15 protein-coding genes are annotated in these 22,429 nt (G+C 72.0%); 10 read left to right on the top strand and 5 right to left on the bottom strand.

Going from position 1 to position 22,429, the window contains the following annotated elements:
• Positions 1-86: 86 nt before the first annotated feature.
• Entirely contained in the window at positions 87-1,325 is a 1,239-nt protein-coding gene (locus tag DMB66_RS13260; RefSeq protein WP_125804370.1) for an NAD(P)/FAD-dependent oxidoreductase, read from the bottom strand.
• Positions 1,326-1,422: 97 nt separating this feature from the next.
• On the opposite strand from DMB66_RS13260, the gene DMB66_RS13255 reads away from it, so the two are divergent.
• The 3 genes from DMB66_RS13255 (at position 1,423) to pulA (ending at position 8,501) form a co-directional block, all read left to right on the top strand.
• Complete coding sequence (locus tag DMB66_RS13255; protein ID WP_125804369.1) at positions 1,423-1,989, top strand: hypothetical protein; 567 nt, start codon at positions 1,423-1,425, stop codon at positions 1,987-1,989.
• A gap of 42 nt (positions 1,990-2,031) precedes the next feature.
• Positions 2,032-2,868 (top strand): siderophore-interacting protein, encoded by an 837-nt coding sequence (locus DMB66_RS13250; protein WP_125804368.1) that lies wholly within the window; start codon positions 2,032-2,034, stop codon positions 2,866-2,868.
• Between the two features lie 185 nt (positions 2,869-3,053).
• The gene (gene pulA, locus DMB66_RS13245) at positions 3,054-8,501 is read left to right on the top strand and encodes a pullulanase-type alpha-1,6-glucosidase (RefSeq protein WP_233624514.1); all 5,448 of its coding nucleotides are present in this window, start codon (positions 3,054-3,056) and stop codon (positions 8,499-8,501) included.
• A gap of 151 nt (positions 8,502-8,652) precedes the next feature.
• Here pulA and DMB66_RS13240 read toward each other — a convergent pair whose 3' ends face one another.
• Positions 8,653-9,657, bottom strand: a complete 1,005-nt coding sequence (locus DMB66_RS13240; RefSeq protein WP_158647223.1) for an SGNH/GDSL hydrolase family protein — start codon at positions 9,655-9,657, stop codon at positions 8,653-8,655.
• On the opposite strand from DMB66_RS13240, the gene DMB66_RS61125 reads away from it, so the two are divergent.
• Both DMB66_RS61125 and DMB66_RS13235 read left to right on the top strand, forming a co-directional pair.
• On the top strand, positions 9,650-9,847 hold the full coding sequence (locus tag DMB66_RS61125; RefSeq protein WP_158647222.1) for a hypothetical protein: 198 nt from the start codon (positions 9,650-9,652) through the stop codon (positions 9,845-9,847). The genes DMB66_RS13240 and DMB66_RS61125 overlap by 8 nt on opposite strands.
• Before the next feature lie 135 nt (positions 9,848-9,982).
• Entirely contained in the window at positions 9,983-11,350 is a 1,368-nt protein-coding gene (locus tag DMB66_RS13235) for an NAD(P)/FAD-dependent oxidoreductase (RefSeq protein WP_125804365.1), read from the top strand.
• Here the strand turns inward: DMB66_RS13235 and DMB66_RS13230 are convergent.
• The 3 genes from DMB66_RS13230 to DMB66_RS13220 all read right to left on the bottom strand — a co-directional run bounded on the left by DMB66_RS13230 (position 11,329) and on the right by DMB66_RS13220 (position 16,178).
• Positions 11,329-12,051, bottom strand: a complete 723-nt coding sequence (locus tag DMB66_RS13230; protein ID WP_125804364.1) for a response regulator transcription factor — start codon at positions 12,049-12,051, stop codon at positions 11,329-11,331. The two genes, DMB66_RS13235 and DMB66_RS13230, sit on opposite strands and share 22 nt — an antisense overlap.
• Before the next feature lie 472 nt (positions 12,052-12,523).
• Positions 12,524-14,065, bottom strand: a complete 1,542-nt coding sequence (locus DMB66_RS63640; protein ID WP_125804363.1) for an HNH endonuclease signature motif containing protein — start codon at positions 14,063-14,065, stop codon at positions 12,524-12,526.
• 364 nt (positions 14,066-14,429) lie between these two features.
• On the bottom strand, positions 14,430-16,178 hold the full coding sequence (locus DMB66_RS13220) for an ABC transporter ATP-binding protein (protein WP_199752291.1): 1,749 nt from the start codon (positions 16,176-16,178) through the stop codon (positions 14,430-14,432).
• A gap of 220 nt (positions 16,179-16,398) precedes the next feature.
• Between DMB66_RS13220 and DMB66_RS13215 the strand changes: the two genes are divergently transcribed.
• From DMB66_RS13215 to DMB66_RS13195, 5 genes are all read left to right on the top strand, one after another.
• On the top strand, positions 16,399-17,493 hold the full coding sequence (locus DMB66_RS13215) for a glutamate-cysteine ligase family protein (RefSeq protein ID WP_125804361.1): 1,095 nt from the start codon (positions 16,399-16,401) through the stop codon (positions 17,491-17,493).
• Positions 17,494-17,570: 77 nt separating this feature from the next.
• Positions 17,571-17,825 (top strand): hypothetical protein, encoded by a 255-nt coding sequence (locus tag DMB66_RS63635; protein ID WP_233624513.1) that lies wholly within the window; start codon positions 17,571-17,573, stop codon positions 17,823-17,825.
• Between the two features lie 100 nt (positions 17,826-17,925).
• On the top strand, positions 17,926-18,678 hold the full coding sequence (locus tag DMB66_RS13205; RefSeq protein ID WP_125804360.1) for an ABC transporter ATP-binding protein: 753 nt from the start codon (positions 17,926-17,928) through the stop codon (positions 18,676-18,678).
• A gap of 3 nt (positions 18,679-18,681) precedes the next feature.
• Positions 18,682-21,201, top strand: coding sequence for an FtsX-like permease family protein (locus tag DMB66_RS13200; protein ID WP_125804359.1), 2,520 nt, complete (start codon positions 18,682-18,684; stop codon positions 21,199-21,201).
• Positions 21,202-21,227: 26 nt separating this feature from the next.
• Positions 21,228-22,379, top strand: coding sequence for a geranylgeranyl reductase family protein (locus DMB66_RS13195; RefSeq protein WP_233624512.1), 1,152 nt, complete (start codon positions 21,228-21,230; stop codon positions 22,377-22,379).
• Positions 22,380-22,429: the final 50 nt, after the last annotated feature.

Here is a 22,429-nt window from a genome sequence, read left to right as displayed (position 1 = left end):
TGGCTGTGTCTCCTTGGCCATGGCCTTCTGGTCCTCGCCTGCGGGGTCGTGGGCAGGTGCGGCTGGGTGCCGCTCGGTGCGGGCGGTCATGGCAGCAGGCTCGGCAGTGCGACCTCCGGGTCGGCCAGCCGGGCCGGGTCGACGGTGCTCCCGGCGAGCCCGGCGCGGACCAACTCCTGGATCTGCTCGGTCACGTCCCACACGTTGACGTTCATTCCGGCGGCGACCCGACCGTCGACGGTCCAGAAGGCGATGAACTCGCGGCCCTGCTCGTCGCCGCGGATCACCACCTCGGCCTCGGCGCCGGGCGGGACCCAGCCGGCGTATTCCATGCCCAGGTCGTACTGATCGGTGAAGAAGTAGGGCAGCCGGTCCCATTGGGCGTCCTGGCCGAGCATCGCGCGCGCCGCGACCGGTCCCGCGTGCAGGGCGGTGTCCCAGTGCTCGACGCGCAGCCGGGCCCGCAGCAGCGGGTGGTCGACGGTCGCGACGTCCCCGGCGGCGTAGATGTCCGGGTCGGCGGTGCGCAGCTGCCGGTCGACCAGGACGCCGTTGTCGACCGGGAGCCGGGCCTGGTCGGCCAGGGCCGTGTTCGGGGTGACGCCGACGGCCACCAGCACGACGTCCGCGTTGATGGTGGTGTCGTCGGCGAGCACCACCTGCGCCACCTCGGGGCCGCCGCGGAGCTCGTGGATCCGGGCGCCGAAGCGGAAGTCGACGCCGTGCTCGCGGTGCAGGGCGGCGAAGACCTTCGCGAGCCGGTCACCGAGGACGCCGCGCAGCGGCAGCGCGGCGGGCGTCACCACGGTCACGGTGGCGCCGCGGAGGCGGGCCGCCGCGGCCACCTCGAGGCCGATCCAGCCCGAACCCACGACCACCAGCCGGGTGCCCCCGTGCACGGCCGCGGCGATCCGGTCCGAGTCGGCGAGGGTACGCAGGGAGATGACGTTCTCCAGCCCGGCGCCGGGCACACCGAGCGTGCGTGGCGAGGCGCCCGTGGCGAGCAGCAGCTTGTCGTAGCCGAGGTCGTCACCGTCGGAGAGCCGGACCCGGCGCTTCTCCGCGTCGATGGCGTTGACGGTGGTGGCGGTGCGCAGATCCACGTCGTTGGCGGCATACCAGGCCGCGTCGTGCACGTACGCGTCGGCGCGTTCGGTCGAGCCGAGCAGCAGGCCCTTGGATAACGGCGGCCGTTCGTACGGAATCTCGGGCTCGGTGCCCACCAGCGTGATCCGGCCGGTGAAGCCCTCACCGCGCAGGGTCTCGGCGGCCTTGGCGCCGGCGAGTCCCGCGCCGGCGATGACGAACGTACGGTCCCCGGGCATGGCACCCTCCTCTCCGGACACCATGCCATGACTCTCGGGGTCGTGTCGGGGTCAATCCCGGATGTGTGCTGAGGGCGCTCACCGGCAGGCTGCGGGTATGCCGAGACTCGTCAGATTGTGCGCGTTCGCCGCCCCGGCCCTCATGCTGGTCTATGGCCTGCTGCGGGTGGTCGACGGCCTGGACGGGCAGCGGCACGACGGCCCGGCCTGGGATCTCGGGCACCTCGCGTTCTTCGTCGCCATCGTGCTGTTCGCCGTGCTCGCCGTCGCGCTGCGCGGCCTGGACCGCCCGGTCGCCCGGTGGCGGCGGGCCGTCGTCGACGCCGCGACGGCCGCCGCGCTGTTCGGGGCGGGTTGTTTCCTGTGGGTGATCGCCGGCGACCTGTCCGCCGGCTTCCGCTCGGCGGCGCCGTTGCCGGACGCGCTGGAAGTGCCCGGGCCGCTGCTGTTCCAGGTGGGTCTGCTGGTCCTGCTCGTCCGCCTGGTCCTGGCGCGCCGGCTGCCGGTCTGGAGCCCGATCGTGGTGCTGCTGGGCTTCGCCGGGATCGGTGTCAACCTCGACCTGCTGCCGCTCGGCGCCGTCATGGTGCTGGTGGCACTGCTGCCGCTGGCGCTCTCCCGCGAGCGGCTCGGGACCGAGAATCACCGCCCGGTGGTTTCGTAAGGGTAGCCTTACCCGGACCGAGACCAAGAGGGATGTGTTCTCATGCCGAACAGGCCAGTCCGGGCGGCCACGATCGGGGAAGTCACCCGGGTCGAGCAGCTCACCCCGCACATGATCCGCATCGTGGTCGGCGGTGCCGGCCTGACCGGGCTGACCGCCGGCGCGCACACCGACCACTACGTCAAGATCCTGTTTCCGCGGGCCGGGGTCGGCTACCCGGAGCCGTTCGACCTCGCCGTGATCCGCGAGACGCTCCCGCGCGACCAACAGCCGCTGGTCCGCACATACACGGTGCGCCGCTGGCGCCCCGAGGTGCCGGAGCTGTGGCTCGACTTCGTGGTGCACGGCGACGAGGGCATCGCCGGGCCGTGGGCCGCCGCCGCGCAGATCGGCGACCCGGTCCGCTTCATGGGCCCGGGCGGCGGCTACGCCCCCAACCCGGACGCTGACTGGCACCTGCTGGCCGGCGACGAGAGCGCCCTGCCGGCGATCGCGGCTGCGCTGGAGGCCATGCCGGCCGGCGCGACCGTGCGGGCGTTCATCGAGGTCGAGGACGCGGCCGAGGAGCAAAAGCTGGAGAGCCCCGCGGCGGCCGAGATCACCTGGCTGCACCGCGACGGCCGGCCGGTGGGCGAGACGCTGGTCGAGGCGGTTCGCGGGTGCGCCTTCCCGGCCGGCGAGGTGCACGCGTTCGTCCACGGCGAGGCCGCCTTCGTCAAGGACCTGCGAGCGCTGCTGCGGGTCGAGCGGGGCCTGCCGATGTCCCAACTGTCCATCTCCGGCTACTGGCGGCGCGGCCTGAACGAGGACGGCTGGCAGTCGACCAAACGCGAGTGGAACCAGCAGGTCGAAAGCGAGCAGGAGGCCGCGGTGCGCTGATCCGCCGGGCATGTCCACAGTGTTTCTTGCGCGATGCGATGTAATTGCATTGCAGTTACTGCAAAGTCTTGCAAGGTCCATCCGCCGGGGGTTAGCGTGCGTCGTCGCCCCCATAGGAAGGCCTCATCGTGGAAACCCTCCTGTTCAGACGGCGTCCGGCTGCCGTTTGGTCCGTCGTTCTGGGCGTGTTGCTGAGCGTGGCCGCGGTCGCGCCCGCGCGCGCCGCCGCGCCCGTGGAGCCCACCCCCGCCACCCTCGCGAGCTGGGGCTTCGACGCGGAGCCGGCGCCCGCCGAGCAGTTCTACTTCGTGCTGCCCGACCGCTTCGCCAACGGCGATCCGTCCAACGACACCGGCAAGCTGCCCGGTGACCGGCTCGCGACCGGCTACGACCCGGTCGACAAGGGGTTCTATCACGGCGGCGACCTGCAGGGGATCATCAACGGCCTGGACTACATCCAGGGGCTGGGCACCACCGCGATCTGGCTCGCCCCGGTCTTCAAGAACCGGCCGGTGCAGGGCAGCGGCAACGACATCTCGGCCGGCTACCACGGCTACTGGATCACCGACTTCACCCAGGTCGACCCGCACTTCGGCACCAACGCCGACCTGGAGCGGCTGGTCAAGCTCGCGCACCGGCGGGGCATGAAGATCTACCTGGACATCATCGTCAACCACACCGCGGACGTCATCAAGTACGCCGAGGACAAGTACACCTATGTGGACAAGGCCACCTCGCCGCACGTCGACGCTCAGGGGCGGGAGTTCGAGGACCGCAACTACGCCGACGGCAGCCGCGCCTTCCCGCCGCTGAACGCCGGCTCGTTCCCGTACACGCCGGTGATCGGCGCCGGGGACAGCGACGCCGGGGACAGAGCCGTCAAGAAGCCGGCCTGGCTCAACGACCCGACGATGTACCACAACCGCGGCGACTCGACGTTCGTCGGCGAGAACAGCGAGTACGGCGACTTCTTCGGTCTCGACGACCTGTTCACCGAGCGCCCCGAGGTGCTCCGGGGGATGACCGAGATCTACGGCGACTGGATCGCCAAGACCGGCATCGACGGCTACCGTCTCGACACCGTCAAGCACACCAACCTGGACTTCTGGCCGCGGTTCGCCGACGGCATCGACCGGGCCGCCCGCAAGGCCGGCAAGCCGGACTTCTTCATGTTCGGCGAGGTCTACAGCGCCGACCAGGAGGTCGAGTCGACCTACGTGCGCCGCGGCGGCCTGCCCGCGATCCTGGACTTCTCCTTCCAGGCGGCCGCGAAGACGTTCACCGCCGACGGCGGCTCCGCCAAGGCACTGTCCGACCTGTACGCCGCGGATGACCTCTACACCACCGGCGACACCGGCGCGGACCGGCTGCCGACCTTCCTCGGCAACCACGACATGGGCCGGATCGGCTCGTTCGTCGCCCGCGGCGGCACCGACCCGGCCACCCACCTGCGCCGCGACCAGCTCGCGCACGAGCTGATGTTCCTCACCCGCGGCCAGCCGGTCGTCTACTCCGGCGACGAGCAGGGCTTCACCGGCCCCGGCGGCGACAAGGACGCCCGGCAGGACATGTTCGCCAGCAAGTCGCCGGACTACCTCGACGATGACCTGCTCGGCACCGACCGCACGCACGCGGTGGCCAACTACGAGACCGGCCACCCGCTCTACCGGGCCATCGGCGCGCTGGCCGCGCTGCGCGAGGCCAACCCGGCCCTGACCAACGGCCTGCAGATCACCCGGTACGCGGCAGACGGCCCCGGCGTCTTCGCGACCTCGCGGATCGACCGCAAGACCCGCACCGAGTACGTGGTCGCGTCGAACAACGCCACCACCCCGCAGACCGTCACCCTCGACACGTGGACGCCGAACGCCTCCCTCGCCGGCTTGTACGGCGGCGCCGGCACGGTGGCCACCGGCGCCGACGGCAAGGTGACCGTCACCGTCCCGGCGCTGTCCACGGTGGTCTACCGGGCCGCGAAACCGATCGCCCAGGCCACGGCCGCGCCCACCGTCGCGTTCACTGCTCCGGCCGCCGGCGCCCAGGCGCCGGCGCCGACCCGCAGCGAGCTGACCGCCGCGGTCACCGGCGATCCAGGATCCACCGGCGCCCTGGTGCCGACCCGGACCGAGCTGACCGCCGCGGTCACCGGCGATCCACTGTCCACGGTCACCTTCGCCGCGCAGGTCGGCGACGGCCCGTGGCGGCTGCTCGGCACCGCGCAGCGGGCGCCGTACCGGATCTTCCACGACCTGACCGGCCTGGCCGGCGCCACACCGGTCAGGTACAAGGCGGTGGTCCGGGACAGCAAGGGCCGGCTGGCCGCGACGAGCACGCGGATCAAGGTCGGCACCCCGGCGGTGACGGCCGGCCCGGACTACGCGATCGTGCACTACCAGCGGCCCGCCGGCGACTACGCCGACTGGGGGCTCTACGCCTTCGGCGACATCGACCCGTCGGCGCAGACCACCTGGCCCGCCGGTCAGCCGTTCGACGGCGTGGACGCGTACGGCCGGTTCGCCTGGGTCAAGCTCAAGCCCGGCGCCAAGAATGTGGGCTTCATCGTGGTCGACAAGAACGGCGTCAAGGACGTCGACGCCGACCGCTTCCTGGATCCCACCAGGACCCCGGAGGTCTGGCTCAAACAGGGCGACCCGGCGGTGATCACCACCGGGCCGGCCGTCGAGCAGGACCAGAACACGGCGATCGTGCACTACCGGCGCGCCGACGGCGACTACGCGGGCTGGGGCCTGCACGTGTGGGACGGCGCGGCGAACCCGACCGAGTGGTCCGCGCCGCTGCCGCCCGCCGCGACCGACACGTTCGGCGCGACGTTCCGGGTGCCGCTGGCCGCCGGTGCGACCGGGCTGAACTACATCATTCACCAGGGCGACACCAAGGACCTGCCCGACGACCAGCGGCTCGACTTCGCGGCGGCCGGGCGCGAGGTGTGGCTGCTGTCCGGCGTACCGGATCGGTTGTTGCCCGTGGTCCGCAAGGCCGGCGGCGGGGTCGCCGACCTGACCAAGTCGAACGCGGTCTGGATCGACCGGAAGACGATCGCCTGGAAGACCGGCCTGGGCTCCTCGCTGGAGCCCGTCGGGGCCGGCACCGACGGCCGCGTCTACGACCTGGTCTACGCCCCCGAGGGCGGCCTGAGCATCGTGGACGGCGAGCTGGCCGGCGCGCACGGCAGCATCCGGCTCGGCGCTGAGCGCAACGGGCTCACCGAGGCCCAGCGCGTCGCGAACCCGCACCTGTGGCAGTACCCGGCCTTCAAGCTGAGCGACCTCAAGAAGATCAAGGAGGTGCTGCGGGGCCAGGTCGCGGTCACCGAGCGCGACGCCGCGGGCAAGCTGCTCGCCGCGACCGGCGTGCAGACCGCGGGCGCCCTCGACGACGTGTACGCCCCGGCGGCGCGGGCCACGCTCGGCGCGACCTTCGGCGGCGGACGGCCCAGCCTGGCCGTCTGGGCGCCCACCGCCCGGATGGTGGCGCTGGAGCTCTTCGACACCCCGGCGGCGCCGGCGAGGACCGTCGCGATGACCCGGGACGACGGCACCGGCGTGTGGTCGGTCCGGGGCGCGAAGGACTGGACGGGCAAGTACTACCGGTACCGCGTCACCGCCTGGCAGCCCGCGGCGAACAAGGTCGTCACGGCCTCGGTCACCGACCCGTACTCGGTGGCCCTGTCGGCCGACTCCACCCACAGCCGGATCGCCGACCTGGCCGACCCGGCGCAGGCCCCGGCCGGCTGGGCCGGGCTGCGCAAGCCCGGCGCGACGCCGGGCAAGGTGCAGATCTCCGAGCTGTCGGTGCGGGACTTCTCCATCGCGGACGGCACCGTCCCGGCCGCCGGGCGCGGCACCTACGCGGCCTTCACCGACCCCGGCACCGCCGGGATGAAGCAGCTCAGGTCGCTGGCCAAGGCCGGCACCACCCACGTGCACCTGCTGCCGGTCTTCGACTTCGCCACCATCCCGGAGCGGCGCGCCGACCAGCAGCAGCCCGCCTGCGACCTGCCCGCGCTGCCCGCGGACTCGGCGGAGCAGCAGAAGTGCGTCGCGGCGGTCGCCGCCAAGGACGGCTACAACTGGGGCTACGACCCGCTGCACTACACGACGCCCGAGGGTGGCTACGCCGTCGACCCGGCGGCCCGGACCAAGGAGTTCCGGCAGATGGTCGCCGGGCTCAACACCAGCGGCCTGCGGGTGGTCATGGACGTGGTCTACAACCACACGTCGGCGGCCGGCACCGCCGCGCACTCGGTGCTCGACCAGGTGGTGCCCGGCTACTACCAGCGGCTGCTGGAGGACGGCACGGTGGCGAACTCCACCTGCTGCGCCAACACCGCGCCGGAACACACCATGATGGGCAAGCTCGTCGTGGACTCCATCGTCACCTGGGCGAAGGCCTACAAGATCGACGGCTTCCGCTTCGACCTGATGGGCCACCACCCGAAGGCGAACATCCTGGCCGTGCGGGCCGCGCTCGACAAGCTGACGGTCGCCCGCGACGGCGTCGACGGCAAGAGCATCTACCTGTACGGCGAGGGCTGGGACTTCGGCGAGGTCGCGGGCGACGCCCGCTTCGTGCAGGCCACCCAGCGGAACATGGCGGGTACGGGCGTCGGCACGTTCAACGACCGGCTGCGCGACGGCGTCCGCGGCGGCGGCCCGTTCGACGACAACCCGCGGCTCCAGGGCTTCGGCTCGGGCCTGTTCACCGACCCGAACGGCGACCCGGCCAACGGCACCGCCGCCGAGCAGAAGGCCCGGCTGCTGCACTACCAGGACCTGATCAAGGTCGGGCTCAGCGGCAACCTGGCGGGATACCGGTTCACCTCGTCCGCGGGCACGCCGGTCACCGGGGCGCAGGTGGACTACAACGGCTCGCCGGCCGGCTACACCGCGGCGCCGGGCGAGGCGATCACCTACGTGGACGCGCACGACAACGAGATCCTGTACGACGCGCTGGCGTACAAGCTGCCGCAGCGGACCTCGGCGCTGGACCGGGCCAGGATGCAGTCCGTGGCGCTGGCCACGACCGCGCTCGGCCAGGGCGCCGGCTTCGTGACGGCGGGCAGCGAGCGGCTGCGCTCCAAGTCGCTGGACCGCAACTCGTTCAACTCCGGCGACTGGTTCAACCAGATCGGCTGGGACTGCGCCAAGGGCAACGGCTTCGGCCGCGGCCTGCCCCCGGCGGCCGACAACGAGGCCAAGTGGCCGTACGCGAAGCCCTTGCTGGCGGATCCGAAGCTGGTGCCCGGCTGCGACGCGGTGACCCTGACCGACGTCCGCTACCGGGAGTTGCTGGAGATCCGCAAGTCATCGCCGGTCTTCGGCCTGCCGACGGCGGCCGAGGTGCAGAAGCGCCTGTCGTTCCCGCTCTCCGGCGCCGCCGAGACGCCGGGGGTGATCACCATGCAGCTGGACGGTCGCGGCCTCGACCGCCGGTGGAAGTCGGTCACGGTCGTCTTCAACGCCACCCCGGCGGCGGCGACCCAGACCGTCGCCGCGCTCAAGGGCGCGAGCGTCGGCCCGCACCCGCTGCAGCACGAGGCGGCGTCGTTCGACCGAACCACCGGCACGTTCACCGTGCCGGCCCGGACCACGGCGGTGTTCGTGCAGAGCTGATCGCCGCGGGTCGCGGGGGTTGGTGGTGGTCGCGGGGGTTGGTGGTGGTCGCGGGGGTTGGTGGTGGTCGCGGGGGTTGGTCGTGGTCGCGGGGTCGGTCGTGGTCGCGGGGGTCGGTCGTGTTTGCGGACGCTGGTGGTGATCGCGGAGGTTATCGGTCGGCCGCGGCGCGGTTCGCGTTCCGTCGCACGAAGACGACGCCCAGCGTGCCCATCGCGACGAGAACGGCGCTCAGCCCGATGAGCCACCAACCGGTGGTCGGCAAGCCGGCCCATCCGCCGGAGCCGGCCGAGGCGTCATCCGGTGCCGACGGCCCGTCGCGCTCGGCGATCCACGCCAGCATGTCGTCGACCGAGCCCACGGCCTGGGTGAAAGCCGGCAGATAACCCTGCTGCTGGCCCTCCAGGGTCGGATGAAGCGTCGTCTGCGCGTTCAGCCCTTCCAGCCCCACGAGCCACGGGGAGGTCCCGCACAGGCCGTGTGCCGCGAACGGCGCGGCGACGGTCACGAACTCGGCACCGGCCTTGTGCGCCTGGGCTTCCAGCACCGCGTTCAGGCCGGTGACCGCGGCGTTTCCCGCGTCGCGCAACGACTTGGCCGAGGGCAAGGCGGGGCAGTCGGGCACCTCGACGAACGGCAAGGGATATCCGACCACCGCCACTTTGGCGTTCGCCGCCTTCGTCTTGATCGCCGCGAGCAGCGTTGCGATGTCGGCCGGCAGCTTCTCGGCCAGATCCGCCTGGATCGTCTTCAGCGCGGCGACGCACTTGGCGCTTCGCTCCGCGCCGACACACACCCGCACGGCATCGGTCAGGCCGAGGTCGTTGCTGCCGACCGTGAGACTGACGAGATCCGTGTCCGCGTCCAGCGCCTGCAGCTGGTGGTCCACGACGTCCGAGGAGGTCGCCCCGCTGCAGGCGGCCAGGTTCAGTTCGGTGGATTGCGGCTTCGTGATGGACCACATCGCGGCGTAGGCCCCCGAGGTGGTCCGGCAGGTGGTGCGCTCGGTGCCGGCACCGACCCCGGCCGCGTACGAGTCGCCGAGAGCGGCGACGCGCACCGTCGAACCGGGCGCGCCGGCGGCCGCCGGCGCGCCCGCGGCCAGCCCTGTGCCGACAACCACGACACCAGCCGCGACCGCGACCCTGATGGACACAGCCCTGATGGACCTGATGGACCCAGCCCTGATGGACCCAGCCCTGATGGACCCAGACCCGATGGACCCAGCCCTGATGGACACAGACCCGATGGACCCAGCCCTGATGGACACAGACCCGATGGACCCAGCCCTGATGGACACAGCCCTTGATGCGCCGAGCGAGAGCAACGATTCTCCTGGTGAATGACGATGTCGACCGCGATGGTGCTCGCATCCTAGAGAGCGGACCATACCCGGGCCGAGGCCGCGCTGAGCCTTTGCCCGAATCCACCGGGTCGTTGGTAGCGTACGAACAAGCCGACGACGACATGCGGAGACTGTGATGCCTGAACGATCTGATCGGCGGCACCGGGTAGTGGTCGTCGGAGCCGGCTTCGGCGGGCTCTTCGCCACCAAGGCGCTGCGCCGGGCCGACGTCGACGTCACCCTGATCAACGGTACGGCCTATCACCTGTTCCAGCCGCTGTTGTACCAGGTCGCCACCGGCATTCTCTCCGAGGGCGAGATCGCCCCGCCGATCCGGGAGATCCTCCGGCGCCAGGACAACGTCGACGTGAAGCTCGGCTGGGTCGGTGACGTCGATGTGGAGGCGAAGACCGTCGCGGTGCGGGCGCCCGGCATCGATTACACCGTCGCCTACGACACGCTGATCGTCGCCGCGGGCGCGTCTCAGTCGTACTTCGGCAACGACAAGTTCGCCGACCACGCGCCCGGCATGAAGAGCATCGACGACGCGCTGGAGCTGCGGGCCCGGATCTTCGGCGCGTTCGAGCTGGCCGACCTGCAGACCGACCCCGCCGAGGCCGAACGCTGGCTCACCTTCGTGGTCGTCGGCGCCGGGCCGACCGGTGTCGAGATGGCCGGGCAGATCGCCGAGCTGGCCCACCGCAACCTGCCGGGGCAGTACAAGCACATCGACCCGCGCAAGGCCCGGATCATCCTGATCGACGCGCTCGGCGCGGTGCTCAACACCTTCGGCGACCACCTGTCCACCCGCGCGCTGCGCCGGCTGCACCTGCTCGGCGTCGAGGTGGAGCTGGAGACCAAGGTGATCGACGTGGACGCCACCGGCATCGAGGTGGACACCAAGCGCGGGCGCCAGCGCATCGAGTCGATGACGAAGATGTGGGCCGCCGGGGTGGCCGCCCCGCCGCTGGCCGGCAGGCTGGCCGAGCGGGCCGGTGCCGAGACCGACCGGGCCGGGCGGATCAAGGTCGGCCCGGACTGCACGCTGCCCGGGCACCCGGAGATCTTCGCCGTCGGCGACATGATCTCGCTGAACCAGCTGCCCGGCGTCGCCCAGGTGGCGATCCAGAGCGGCCGGTATGCGGCCGATCAGATCAAGCGCCGGCTGGCCGGCAAGGAGCCCGCCGGCCCGTTCAAGTATTTCGACAAGGGCAGCATGGCCACCATCTCCCGGTTCTCGGCGGTGGCCAGCGTGGGCAGGCTGCGGGTCTCCGGCTTCCTCGGCTGGCTGATGTGGCTGGCGGTGCACCTGCTCTACCTGGTCGGCTTCAAGAACAGGCTCACCGCGGTGCTGCACTGGGCGGTCAGCTTCCTGGGCCGGGGCCGCTCGGAACGGGTGGCGACGTTCCAGCAGGCGTACGCCCGGGCCGCGGTGCGCGAGTACGGCGACCCGTTCGAACGCCGCCGGGCCGAGGCGGCCGGTCAGTCCGACCCGATCCGGTAGCCTGCCTCGCTGACGTGGAGCAACGGCTCGCGGCCGCCGTCGACCTTGCGGCGCAGATAGTTCAGCGAGAGCGTGACCAGGTTGGTCCGGCCGCCGGAGGAGCCGGGGAAGACCTGGGCCCGGATCTCCTCCTCGGTCACGACCCGCCCGGCGTGCCGCATCAGCTGGTGCAGCACGTCGAACTCGACCGCGGTCAGGGTGATCTCCGCGCCGCCGCGGTGCGCCGTGCGGCGTTCGACACTCAGCGCGAGGTCGCCGACGGTCAGCACGGACGCGTCCGGCTCCCCGGTGACGCCGACCAGTCCCTGCAGCCGGCCCACCACCTGCTCCAGGCTGAACGGCTTGGTCAGGTATCCGTCGGCGCCGGCCCGCAGCCCGGCGGCCCGGTCCTCGGCCGAGTCCCGCGCGGTCAGGAACAGCACGGGCAGGCGGGGCCGGTCGGCGCGGAGCCGGCGCAGCACCTCGACGCCGTCGAAGTCCGGCAGCGACACGTCCAGCACGACGGCGTCGGGCCCGAACTCGGCGGCGATCCGCAGCGCCGCGGTGCCGTCGCCCGCGCTGCGTACCTCCCAGCCCTCATAGCTCAGCGCCATCGTCAGCAGCTCGGCGAGGGACGGTTCGTCGTCCACCACCAGGATCCGGGCCGGCCGTCCGGAGTCGCCGGTCAGGCTGTCCGCGGCCGCTGAGGTCACCATCATCATCCTCCGATGGTCGACCCCGCCCTTGTGCCCCCGCTGAGCTGCGCTTGTGCATCCGCTGTGACCGATCGGTCACAACTCATCACTCACCCGCCGCCGGCCGCCTCATGGAGAGCGAAAGCGGCGTCAACCTGGCGGATACGGTCCCGTAGCCCGGCCCGGCCCCGCGGCTGGGCGCGGTAGCGAGCCAGGCGACCGGCACGCTGCCGCGAAGGCGGGCCGACTCCGCGTGACAGCCCCGGCGGGGACGGCCACGATGCGGCGCCGGACCCACAGGGACATGGTGTCCAGTACGGCAGTCGCCGTTGTGCCCTCATGCCTGGAGTTCGAGGGCGAGGCGGCGTCGGGGTGGGTTCGGCGCGTGCGGCGTTGGTATCGCAGGCGGGGACGTCACGGCGGTGTGCGTTGCCATCGCCTCGGGCCGTGAAGCGGTGCCCGGGATGCTCCGGGAGCGACTCAGCGCACCTCGTGGGTTCTATTGGCGGCGGTGGAAGGTGTTGCGTTGGGGGCGGCGTTCGGGGTCGAGGGTGGCTGGTGGGAGGAATTCGGGGTGTCCGTCGGGGCCGAGACGGGCCTGCCAGCCGCTGTTGTTGTGCAGCAGGCGGTGGTGTCGGCGGCAGACGAGGCAGGCGTTGGCCAGGTTGGTGGTGCCGCCGTCGGCCCAGGGGATCAGGTGGTGTCCCTCTGTCCAGCGGGCGGGTCGGTCGCACGTTGGGAAGGTGCAGCCGCCGTCGCGGAGGATCAGGGCCCGGCGTAGGGGGCCGGTGAACAGTCGTCGTGCCCGGCCGAGGTCGAGGACTTGGCTGTCGCCGCCGAGCACGGCGGGCACGATGTGCGCGTCGCAGGCCAGGCGTCGGGCTTCGGCGGCGCTGATCGGGGCGCCGGTGTCCAGTCGCCCCACCCCGCCACCGGTGCCGGTGCCGGCGTTCGTTTGGCGAGTCCAGTCGCGGGTCTGACCGCCGCCACTGGTGGCGGGACGGGCCGGTTCGGTGATCGTTGGTGGACCGCCGGCCCGGAGTCCGCGCGCCGCCCCGCGCCGTTCGGCTGGTTGGGGTTGCTCGGCTGGCTGGGGTTGCCCGGCTGGCCAAGGTTGTCCGGCTGGCTGGGGTTGCCCGGCCGTCCTGGACTGTCCGGCTGAGGACTGCTCGGCCGCCCTGGACTGCCCGGCTGAGGACTGCCCGACTGGCGGGGACTGCCCGGTCAATGTGGCCAGCGGGATGGTGACAACGACCTGGGCCGGGTCCCCGCCGTGTCCCGGCAGATCCGTCCCGTCCCGTAACGCACCAGTACACACATCCACCAGCGCGTCAGCGCGACGCTGCGCCGGTGTGCGGGCCTCCGCCAGGTCACGCCGGGGGTGGCAGAGCGGGTCGAGAGCAGCGTTGACGGTGGCAGCGCCGGTAGCATCGAGGCAACCGGTCAGCCGGACCTGACCGTTACCGAGTGGGCTGAGGGTGAACGCCCGCTTGTCGTGGGCTCGGGCTTCCTGCAGGGCCAAAAGCTCAGCCTCTCGCTGCTCGGCGACCTCGGGAGCGACGTGCTCGAAGATCCGCGCACCGAGTTTGCCCAAGGTCGCCGGGTCGAACACGCCGGCCTGATCCACCAACACGCTCTCGGCCTCGTCAGTGACCTCCCACCCCAGATCGCCCGGTAGATCCGCGAGCGTGGCCGCGATCATCGTGGCCTGCTCGGCCGACACCGCGCCCGCGCAGACCGCGGTGTCGAGCACCGGCCGCGCTCGTAGGGCATCGGCCAGGGCGACCAGCCGCGCCGCCGTCTTAGGACTGACCCGCAACTGTTGGCGTAGCCACACCACGGTGCTGGTCGCCGCGCCCGCCCGCGGCACACCCCGCGACTGCGCCTGCGAGATCAGATGCGCGGTCACCGCGGTGAGCTGCTGCACCACGGCCCAGGCCTGCCGCAGACACTCGACCAGATCCCGATCGGGAACCGCCCAGGCAGGAGCCGCGGCACACGCGGCAGCCGCCCGGCGGGTCTCGCACACCAACTCCAACACCCGACCAACCTAGAACAAACGTACGACAGAACGGGTGCCCTGTGGATAACCCAGCCCCGGCCTCCTCGATACGCGACAGCAGCGCTGACGATCGCCGCCCCAGCCGCGTCGTCGGAGCACGCCACCGTTCCGTGCTCTACGTCTGTCTCGGGGCGCAAGCAGACCTCGCCTGTATCAGCGACGAGCCGATCCTGTTCAGCGCTGCGGTCACCGACCCGAGCCAAGATCCCGAACGGCGGCTGCCGAACTAGTGTCGCGTGATGGTTGGATACCTGATCCGCGATCGAGCCGGAGGTTCCCCGTTCTCGCAGGTCACGCCTCTGCGAGAGCGAGAGATCAGATAAACGCGGCCAGCGTCACGCGACTAGGCGGCCAGGGCGGCGTAGCGGCCGCCGACCGACACTAGGGTGTCGTGGGTGCCCGTCTCGATGATCCGGCCGTGGTCGACGACCGCGATCTGGTCGGCGTCGCGCACGGTCGACAGCCGGTGCGCGATCGTCACCGTGGTCCGCCCGCGGGCCAGCTCCTCGAAGGCGCGCTGTACGGCCCGCTCGGTCGAGGTGTCCAGGGCGCTGGTGGCCTCGTCCAGGACCAGGATCCGGGGGTCGCGCAGCAGGGTCCGCGCGATGGCGATGCGCTGCTTCTCGCCGCCGGAGAAGCGGTGCCCGCGGGAGCCGACGACCGTGTCGTAGTCGTCCGGCAGACCGGCGATCACATCGTGGATCTGCGCGGCCCGGGCGGCCTGCTCGATCTGGGCGTCGGTGGCGTCCGGGCGGGCGTACCGCAGGTTCTCCCGCACGGTGGTGTGCAACAGGTATGTCTCCTGGCCCACCATGCCGACCACCGAGGCCAGGTCGGCCAGGCGCAGGTCGCGCAGGTCGATGCCGTCGATGGTGATCCGGCCGGCGGACGGGTCGTGCAGCCGCACGATCAGCGCGGCCAGCGTGCTCTTGCCCGAGCCGGTCTCCCCGACCACGGCCAGGGACGAACCGGCCGGCACGTCCAGGGAGACCCCGGAGACCGCGGCGGTCTTGTTGCCCGGATACACGAAGGTCACGTCTTCGAAGCACAGGCGCCCGCGGACCGGGCTGGGCAACTCGACCGGATGGACCGGGTCGTCGATGTCGACCGGCAGGTCCAGGTATTCGAAGATGCGCGCGAACAGCGCCACCGAACTGGCCAGCGAGACGCCGATGCCGAGCAGGCCCATCAGCGGCTGGAACAGCCTGGACTGCAGCGTGGTGAAGGCCACGAGGGTGCCGATGCTCAGCGTGCCGGCGGTCGGCGGCAGCCCGGCGCTGAGGTAGATGACCGCCGGGATGGCGGCGAGGATGACGCTCATCGCGGCCACCCGCCAGCGGCCGGCCAGGTTGGAGCGCAGCTGCAGGTCGATGAGCCGGGTCGAGGAGGCGCTGAAGCGTTCGATCAGGGCAGGTCCGGTGCCCATGGTCTTGCTCAGCTGCACGCCGCTGATCGACAGGCCCTCCTCGATGACGACGTTGAGGTCGGCGAGTTCCTGCTGGCGGCGCGTGGTGATCTCCTTGCGCATCCGCGCGACCCGGCGGTTGAGGTAGAGGGCCGGGGGCACGATCACCAGCGACACCAGGGAGAGCTGCCACGACAGCGCGGCCATGGCGACGGCGGTGGCGACGGCGGTGGTGAGGTTCGAGGCGATCGAGGTCGCGGTCGTGGTGACCACCGCCTGCATGCCGCCGATGTCGTTGGTGATGCGCGACTGCACCTCGCCGGCGCGGGTGCGGGTGAAGAACGCGACGGACTGGCGGTGCAGGTGGGTGAAGACGTCGACGCGCAGCCGGTGCATGACCTGCTGGCCGACGGTGGTGGCGATCCAGGTCTGCCCGACGCCGAGCACGGAGGTCACCGCGGCGACCGCCACCATGCCGACGACCAACCAGACCAGCAGCGTCACGTCTCGCTCGGGCAGCGCCCGGTCGATGATCTCACGCAGCAGGAAGGGCGAGGCCATACCCAACACTGACGACACCACGATGATCCCGATGACCACGGCGAGCCGTGGCCGGTGTGGACGGAACAACCGGAGAATGCGGCCCAGCGAGACCTTCGCGGCGGCGGTGTCGGTGCGAGCTTCCAAGAGCAGAACCCTCTTCCGGTGCGCGTCCGCTGAGGCTACTGACAGCTGTCACTGCACCCCAGGCTCTGTACGGCGGTTGTGAGGTTCAGCGCTTTACCGCTTGGCATGCCACAAATCGACCTCCCCGGAAGCGGAGCGATGCGGTCACCCTCGGCGGATGAGGCGGGTGGTGCCGTGTTTCCGGGAGCCTCCTGGTCATGAACTCCAGCGAGGAGGCCGGATGCTGACGATCGGGGTGGCCGAAGAGTTTCTGCTCCTGGGGCCGGACGGCGCGGTGGTGCCGTCGGCGCCATTCGTGGCTGGGCTGGCTCGGGACGAAGACCGGATCAGGCCGGGGTTCCTGGCGTATCAGTTGGTGACGGACACGGCCGGTTGCGGGAGTCTCGACGAGTTGCGCGGCGAGTTGTCCCGGCTTCGACTGCAAGCCGGGGATGCCGCGCGTCGGGCGGGCGCCAGCCTCGTGTCGGTCGGCGCCCCGCCATTCGCGGCCGGACCGCTCGGCGCGGTCACCGACGAGACGCGATACCGCGAGCTGGCCGGCTGGTTTCCGGACGCCGTGGTGGCCGGCCGCGGGTGCGCCTGCCAGGTGCGGATCGAGGTGATGGATCGCGACCAGGCAGTCGACGTGCTGGCCCGGATCCGGCCGTGGCTGCCCGCCCTGCTCGCGCTCACGGTCAACTCGCCGTTTGCCGATGGCCGGGACACCGGCTGGGCCAGTTACCGCTACCACCTCCAGCAGCATTGGCCGACGTTCCGGCCGCCGGGCGCCTGGGACGGGGCTGATCGGTACGACAGCATGGTGCGCTCGCTGATCCTCGCGGGCGCGGCTCCGGATGAGTCGGCGGTGTACTTCCTGGCCCGGGTCCCCGCCGGTCTGCCGATCGTGGAGGTGCGGGTGGCGGACGCCTGCCTGACCGTCGAGGATTCGGTCGTCTTCGCTGGGATCGTGCGAGCGCTGGTCCGGAGCCTGATCACGGACGCCCGGCGAAACCTCACGACCACGCCGGTGCCCACCAGCGTGGTCGACGCGCATCTGAACACCGCCGCGCACGGGGAGGTGCGCCTGCGTCTGGGCCAGCATGCGCCGACCATGCCGGCCGCGAGCGAGGCGGTGGTTCGCCTCGTGCGCAAGATCGGGCCGGCCCTGGCTGCCGGCGGCGACGCAGACGAGGTCTACGGAGGAGTGAAGTGGCTCCGGCGGTACGGCACCGGAGCTGATCGGCAGCGGCGCATTCGGCTGCGGCGAACAAGTGCTCCAGAGTTCGTTCGCTTTCTTGCGGGATGCACGGCGCCGAACCGTTCACGGTGTGGATAGCGGAATCAGTGATTCGGGACGAGGTGCTGCGGATCCAGGGCCGCACGTGCGCAGTCGAACGGGCACTATGGCGTTCCATGCGGGACAAGCCCCAAGACCTGGACGAGCAGGTGCTGATCGGTGCAGGCGAAATCGATGATGAGGAAGTGCTCGCTCGCTATGCCGAGGCCGGCGGCCACACCGTCACGCCGGCGGGCATTGCCCTCCATCGGCAGTGGTGGGCCCTCGCCGACGTCGCCGTGTATGTCGATGACCTTCGCAGGCCGCATGGGGACGGCGAGGACGCCGCCGCGGCGCTGACCTATCTGACCGGCTACCTGGCGGCACGGTAGCGCCTGCACTACCCGGGGCGGGCAGCTGGCTTCATCGAGAGTGCCCGGCGATCTCCCTAGCGTCGTGGGGGACCGCACGAGAGCTTCGGAAGGGCCCGCCATGTCAGACATCGCCGTCAGTGTCGAACGTGTCAGCAGGACGTACGGCGGTGATCAGCCCGTGGTCGCGCTGGCCGACGTCGACGCCTCCTTCCTGCGGGGGACCGCCACCGCCGTCATGGGGCCGTCCGGCTCCGGCAAGAGCACGCTGCTGCACTGCGCCGCCGGCCTCGACCGGCCGACCTCGGGCCGGGTCCGGATCGGCGGCACCGACCTATCGTCGATGTCCGAAAGGGCGCTGACCAAGCTGCGCCGCAACCGGGTCGGCTTCGTCTTCCAGGCGTTCAACCTGGTCGGCGCGCTGACCGTGGAGCAGAACATCCTGCTGCCGTCGCGGCTCTCCCGCAGCCACCCGGACCGGGCCTGGCTCGCCGAGGTCGTCGACCGGGTCGGGCTGGGCGATCGGCTGCGGCACCGGCCGTCGGAGCTCTCCGGCGGTCAGCAGCAGCGGGTGGCGATCGCCCGGGCGCTGGTCACCCGGCCCGAGGTGATCTTCTGCGACGAGCCGACCGGGGCGCTGGACACGCAGACCGCGGCCGAGGTGCTGGCCCTGCTGCGCTCGGTGGTCGACGACACCGGGCAGACCGTCATCATGGTGACCCACGATCCGGTCGCCGCGTCCTATGCCGACCGCGTCATGGTCCTCGCCGACGGCCGGATCGTGCGGGACATGCCGCAGCCCGGTGCCGAGCGGATCGCCGAGCAGTTGGCCCGGCTCGGCCGCCGGCAGCCCGTCGCGAGCCGGGAGGGCTGACCGATGCTGGGACTGGCCGCGCAGATGCTGCGCTTCCGTAAGGGCAGCTTCGTGGCGACGTTCGTCGCCCTCGCCGCCGGCGTCATGATCCTGATGACCTGCGGGCTGCTCGTCGAGTCGGGGCTGCGATACCAGGGCACGCCGCAGCGGTACGCGGCGACCGTCGCGGTCGTGGCGAACCGTGATCTCATCGTCGCCGGGCCGGAGTTCTTCGGCGAGAGCGAATCCACCACCGTGCCGCTGCCGGAGGGCGGCCGGGTGCCGGAGTCGCTGGTCGCGGCGATCTCGGCGGTGCCCGGCGTCGCCGGTGCGGTCGGCGACCACTCGATCGCGGTCACGTCGGTGACCTCGCCGGATACGCCGGCCACGGGCCACGGGTGGGCGAGTGCCATGCTCGCCCCGTACCGGCTGGTGGCCGGCACCAAGCCGCGGGCAGACGGTGAGATCGCCGTCGACGCCCGGCTCGCCGCAGGCGGGAAGGTGCAGCCCGGTGACCCGACGACGATCGTCGTCGGTGGCACCAAGCGCACGTTCGTGGTGCGTGGCATCGTCGCCGCGACCGGCCCGCAGGCCGCGGTGTTCTTCACCGATGCGCAGGCCGCGCGGCTCGACCCGCACCCGGGGAGCTTCACCGCGATCGGCGTGCTCGCCGCGCCGGGCGCAGATCGGAAGGCGGTCGTCGACGCGGTTCGCCGGGTGGCGGCCGGCGCGTCGGTGCGGACCTATGTGGAAGCAGAGCGGGGACTGGTCGGGCAGCCGGAGGCCGCGGCCGCGCGGGAGTTGAGTGTGCAGGCCGGCGCCGCGTTCGGTGGCTACGCCGCGATGATCATCGTCTTCGTGGTCGCCGGCACGGTCGGGCTGTCGGTCCGGCACCGCCGCCGCGACCTCGCCCTGCTGCGGGCGATCGCGGCCACCCCGGGCCAGGTGCGGCTCATGATCCTCGGTGAGGTGGGGCTGCTCAGCCTGCTCGCCGCGGTGGTGGGCGTGCCGGCGGCCCTGGCGGCGACCGCCTGGACCCGCGACGAGCTGGTGACCCGCGGGTTCGTCCCCGACACCTTCGCCGTACGCGGCGGCGTGCTGTCCGCGCTGGCGGTGACGGCCGCGGTGGCCGTTGTCGCGCTGGCCTCGGCCTGGATCGCCGCGCTGCGCACCACCCGGATCCGGCCCACCGAGGCGCTCGGCGAGGCGGCCGTCGAGCCGGCCCTGGGCGGCAAGGCCCGGGTCGTGACCGGCCTGGTGTTTCTCGGCGCCGGGCTGTCGCTGATCGGCCTCACCGGCGCGACCAGCGGCTCGACCGCCCTGGGCGCCGCGGTGAGCATGCTGTACACGTTCGTGCTGGCGATCGCGCTGCTGGCGCCGTGGATCAACCAGGCCGCCGCCCGGCTGCTCGCGCCGCTGCTGCGCACGGTCTGGGGCAACAGCGGCTACCTCGCCGCGGCGAACCTGCGGGCGAACGCCCGGGGCATGGTCGCGGTGCTGACCGCGTTGGTGCTCTCGGTCGGCTTCGGCGGCACCGTCTGGTTCCTGCAGGACAATCTGGAGCGCCAGACGGTGGTCCAGAGCCGGGACGGGATGCTCGCGCAGCACGCCCTGATCGGCGGGGCCGGCCTGCCCGCGGCGGCCGCCGCGAGGGCCCGCGAGATTCCCGGGGTGGTCGCGGCGACGGGAATCCGCCGCACGTCGGTGATCGTGCCCGGCCAGCTCGAGGCCCGGGCGGTGGCCGCGCAGGGTATCGACCCGCTGGGCGCGGATCAGACCCTGGACCTGGGGGTACGGTCGGGAAGCCTCGCGGATCTGCGGGGCTCGACCGTCGCGGTGTCCACCTCGCAGGCGAACACCGCGGGCTGGAAGCTCGGCGACGACGCGCGGCTGTTGCTCGGCGACGGCACGCCGGTGACCCTGCGGATCGTCGCGATCTACGACCGTGGCTGGGGCTTCGGCGACGTCACCCTGGCCTCGGAGACACTCACCGGGCACACCGCGACCGGCCTCGACGACCGGCTGCTGATCCGCACCGACCGGGGCACCGAGGTCGGTAAGACCCTGGCCGACCTCGCGGCGGCGTACCCGGCCAGCACGGTGGTCGACGCGCGACAGCTCACCGGCGAACTGGCCGAGGACGTGGCGATCAGCGCCTGGCTCAACAAGCTGCTGATCGCAGTCCTGGTCGGATACGCGGTGCTCGCGGCGGCCAACACGCTGATCATGGCGGCGCTGGCCCGGTCGCGGGAGCTGTCCCTGCTGCGCCTGGTCGGCGTGACCCGCGGCCAGGTGAGGCGGATGGTCCACGCGGAGCAGGCCGGCCTGCTGGGCGTGGCGCTCGCCATCGGTACGGCGATCGCGGCGGTGACCCTCTCCTCGGTCGTCCACGCGGTCTCCGGGGAGCGGATCCCGTACGTGCCGGCCCTGGGCGCGGCCACCATCGTCGGCGGCACCGTCGCGCTGGCGCTGATCGCCACGATGCTGCCGATCGGCCGGGTCCTGCGCACCCCGCCGGTCGAGGGCATCGGCATCCGCGAGTAGGCGCCTTGATCGATACACTCGCGCTCGTGGTAGCGCAGTGGGATGTCGCCGTGATCGGTGCCGGTCCGGGCGGTCTGGCGGCGGCACACGCCGCGGCCTCGGCCGGGGCTCGGACGATCGTGTTCGAGCGCGCGGAGCATCCGCGCTACAAGACCTGCGGTGGCGGCCTGATCGGCACGTCCCTGGCGGTGGCGAAGTCCCGGATCACCGTGCCGGCCAGCGACACGGTCGCGGCGATCACCTTCACCGACAACGGCCGCCGGGCCTTCACCCGGCGGTCGCCGGGGCGCCCGGTGCTGACGATGGTGCGGCGTGACGACTTCGACTTCGCCTGGTATCGGGCGGCCGTCGCCGCGGGCGCCGAGGTGCGGCAGCGTGCCCAGGTCCGCGACCTCGATCAGGACGCCGAGGCCGCCACAGTGACGCTGGCCGACGGTGAGGCGATCACCGCCCGCTGCGTCATCGGCGCCGACGGTTCGGCCGCGATCAGTTCCCGGCACGTCGGCGTCACGTTCGACCAGCAGGACCTGGGCCTCGAGGTGGAGGTGGCCGCGACCGAGGCCGACCGGGCCGCCTACCGGGGGCGGGTGCTCCTCGACTGGGGCACGGTCCCCGGCTCCTATGGCTGGGTCTTTCCCAAGGACGACGAGCTCACGGTCGGCGTGATCATGGAAAAGGGCCGGGGCGCCGAGACGAAGAAATACCTGGCGGACTTCCTGGCCCGGCTCGGCCTGGCGGACCGCCGCGTCGTGCGCGACTCGGGTCACCTGACGCGCTGCCGCCGCGCGGACGCACCGCTGCGCAAGGGCCGGGTGCTGGTCGTCGGCGACGCCGCGGGACTGCTCGAACCGTGGACCCGGGAAGGCATCAGTTACGCGCTGCGCTCGGGCACGTGGGCCGGCGAGGTGGCCGCCCGGGCCCGGACGCCGGCGCAGCTGGCCGAATACGATCAGCAGGTGAAGGGGGAGCTGGCGCCCGAGATGGCGGCCGGGCGGCGCCTGTTCCAGGTCTTCGCCAAGCATCCCCGGCTGATGCACGCGGCGATGGCGACACCGATGGGCTGGCGCGCTTTCGAGGCGTTCTGCCGCGGCGAGCTCTCCATGGCCGGCGTCATCCGCCGCCCGTCGGTCCGAGCGGCGATCAAACTGCTCGGCGGGCGCGCGGCCCAGGCGTCATGATCCGCGAGACACCGCACCGTCGTTGACTCCGCGCGACGCTCCCACCGTCT

Source organism: Actinoplanes sp. ATCC 53533 (assembly GCF_003947245.1).
This window is presented reverse-complemented; position numbering and strand designations above follow the sequence as displayed.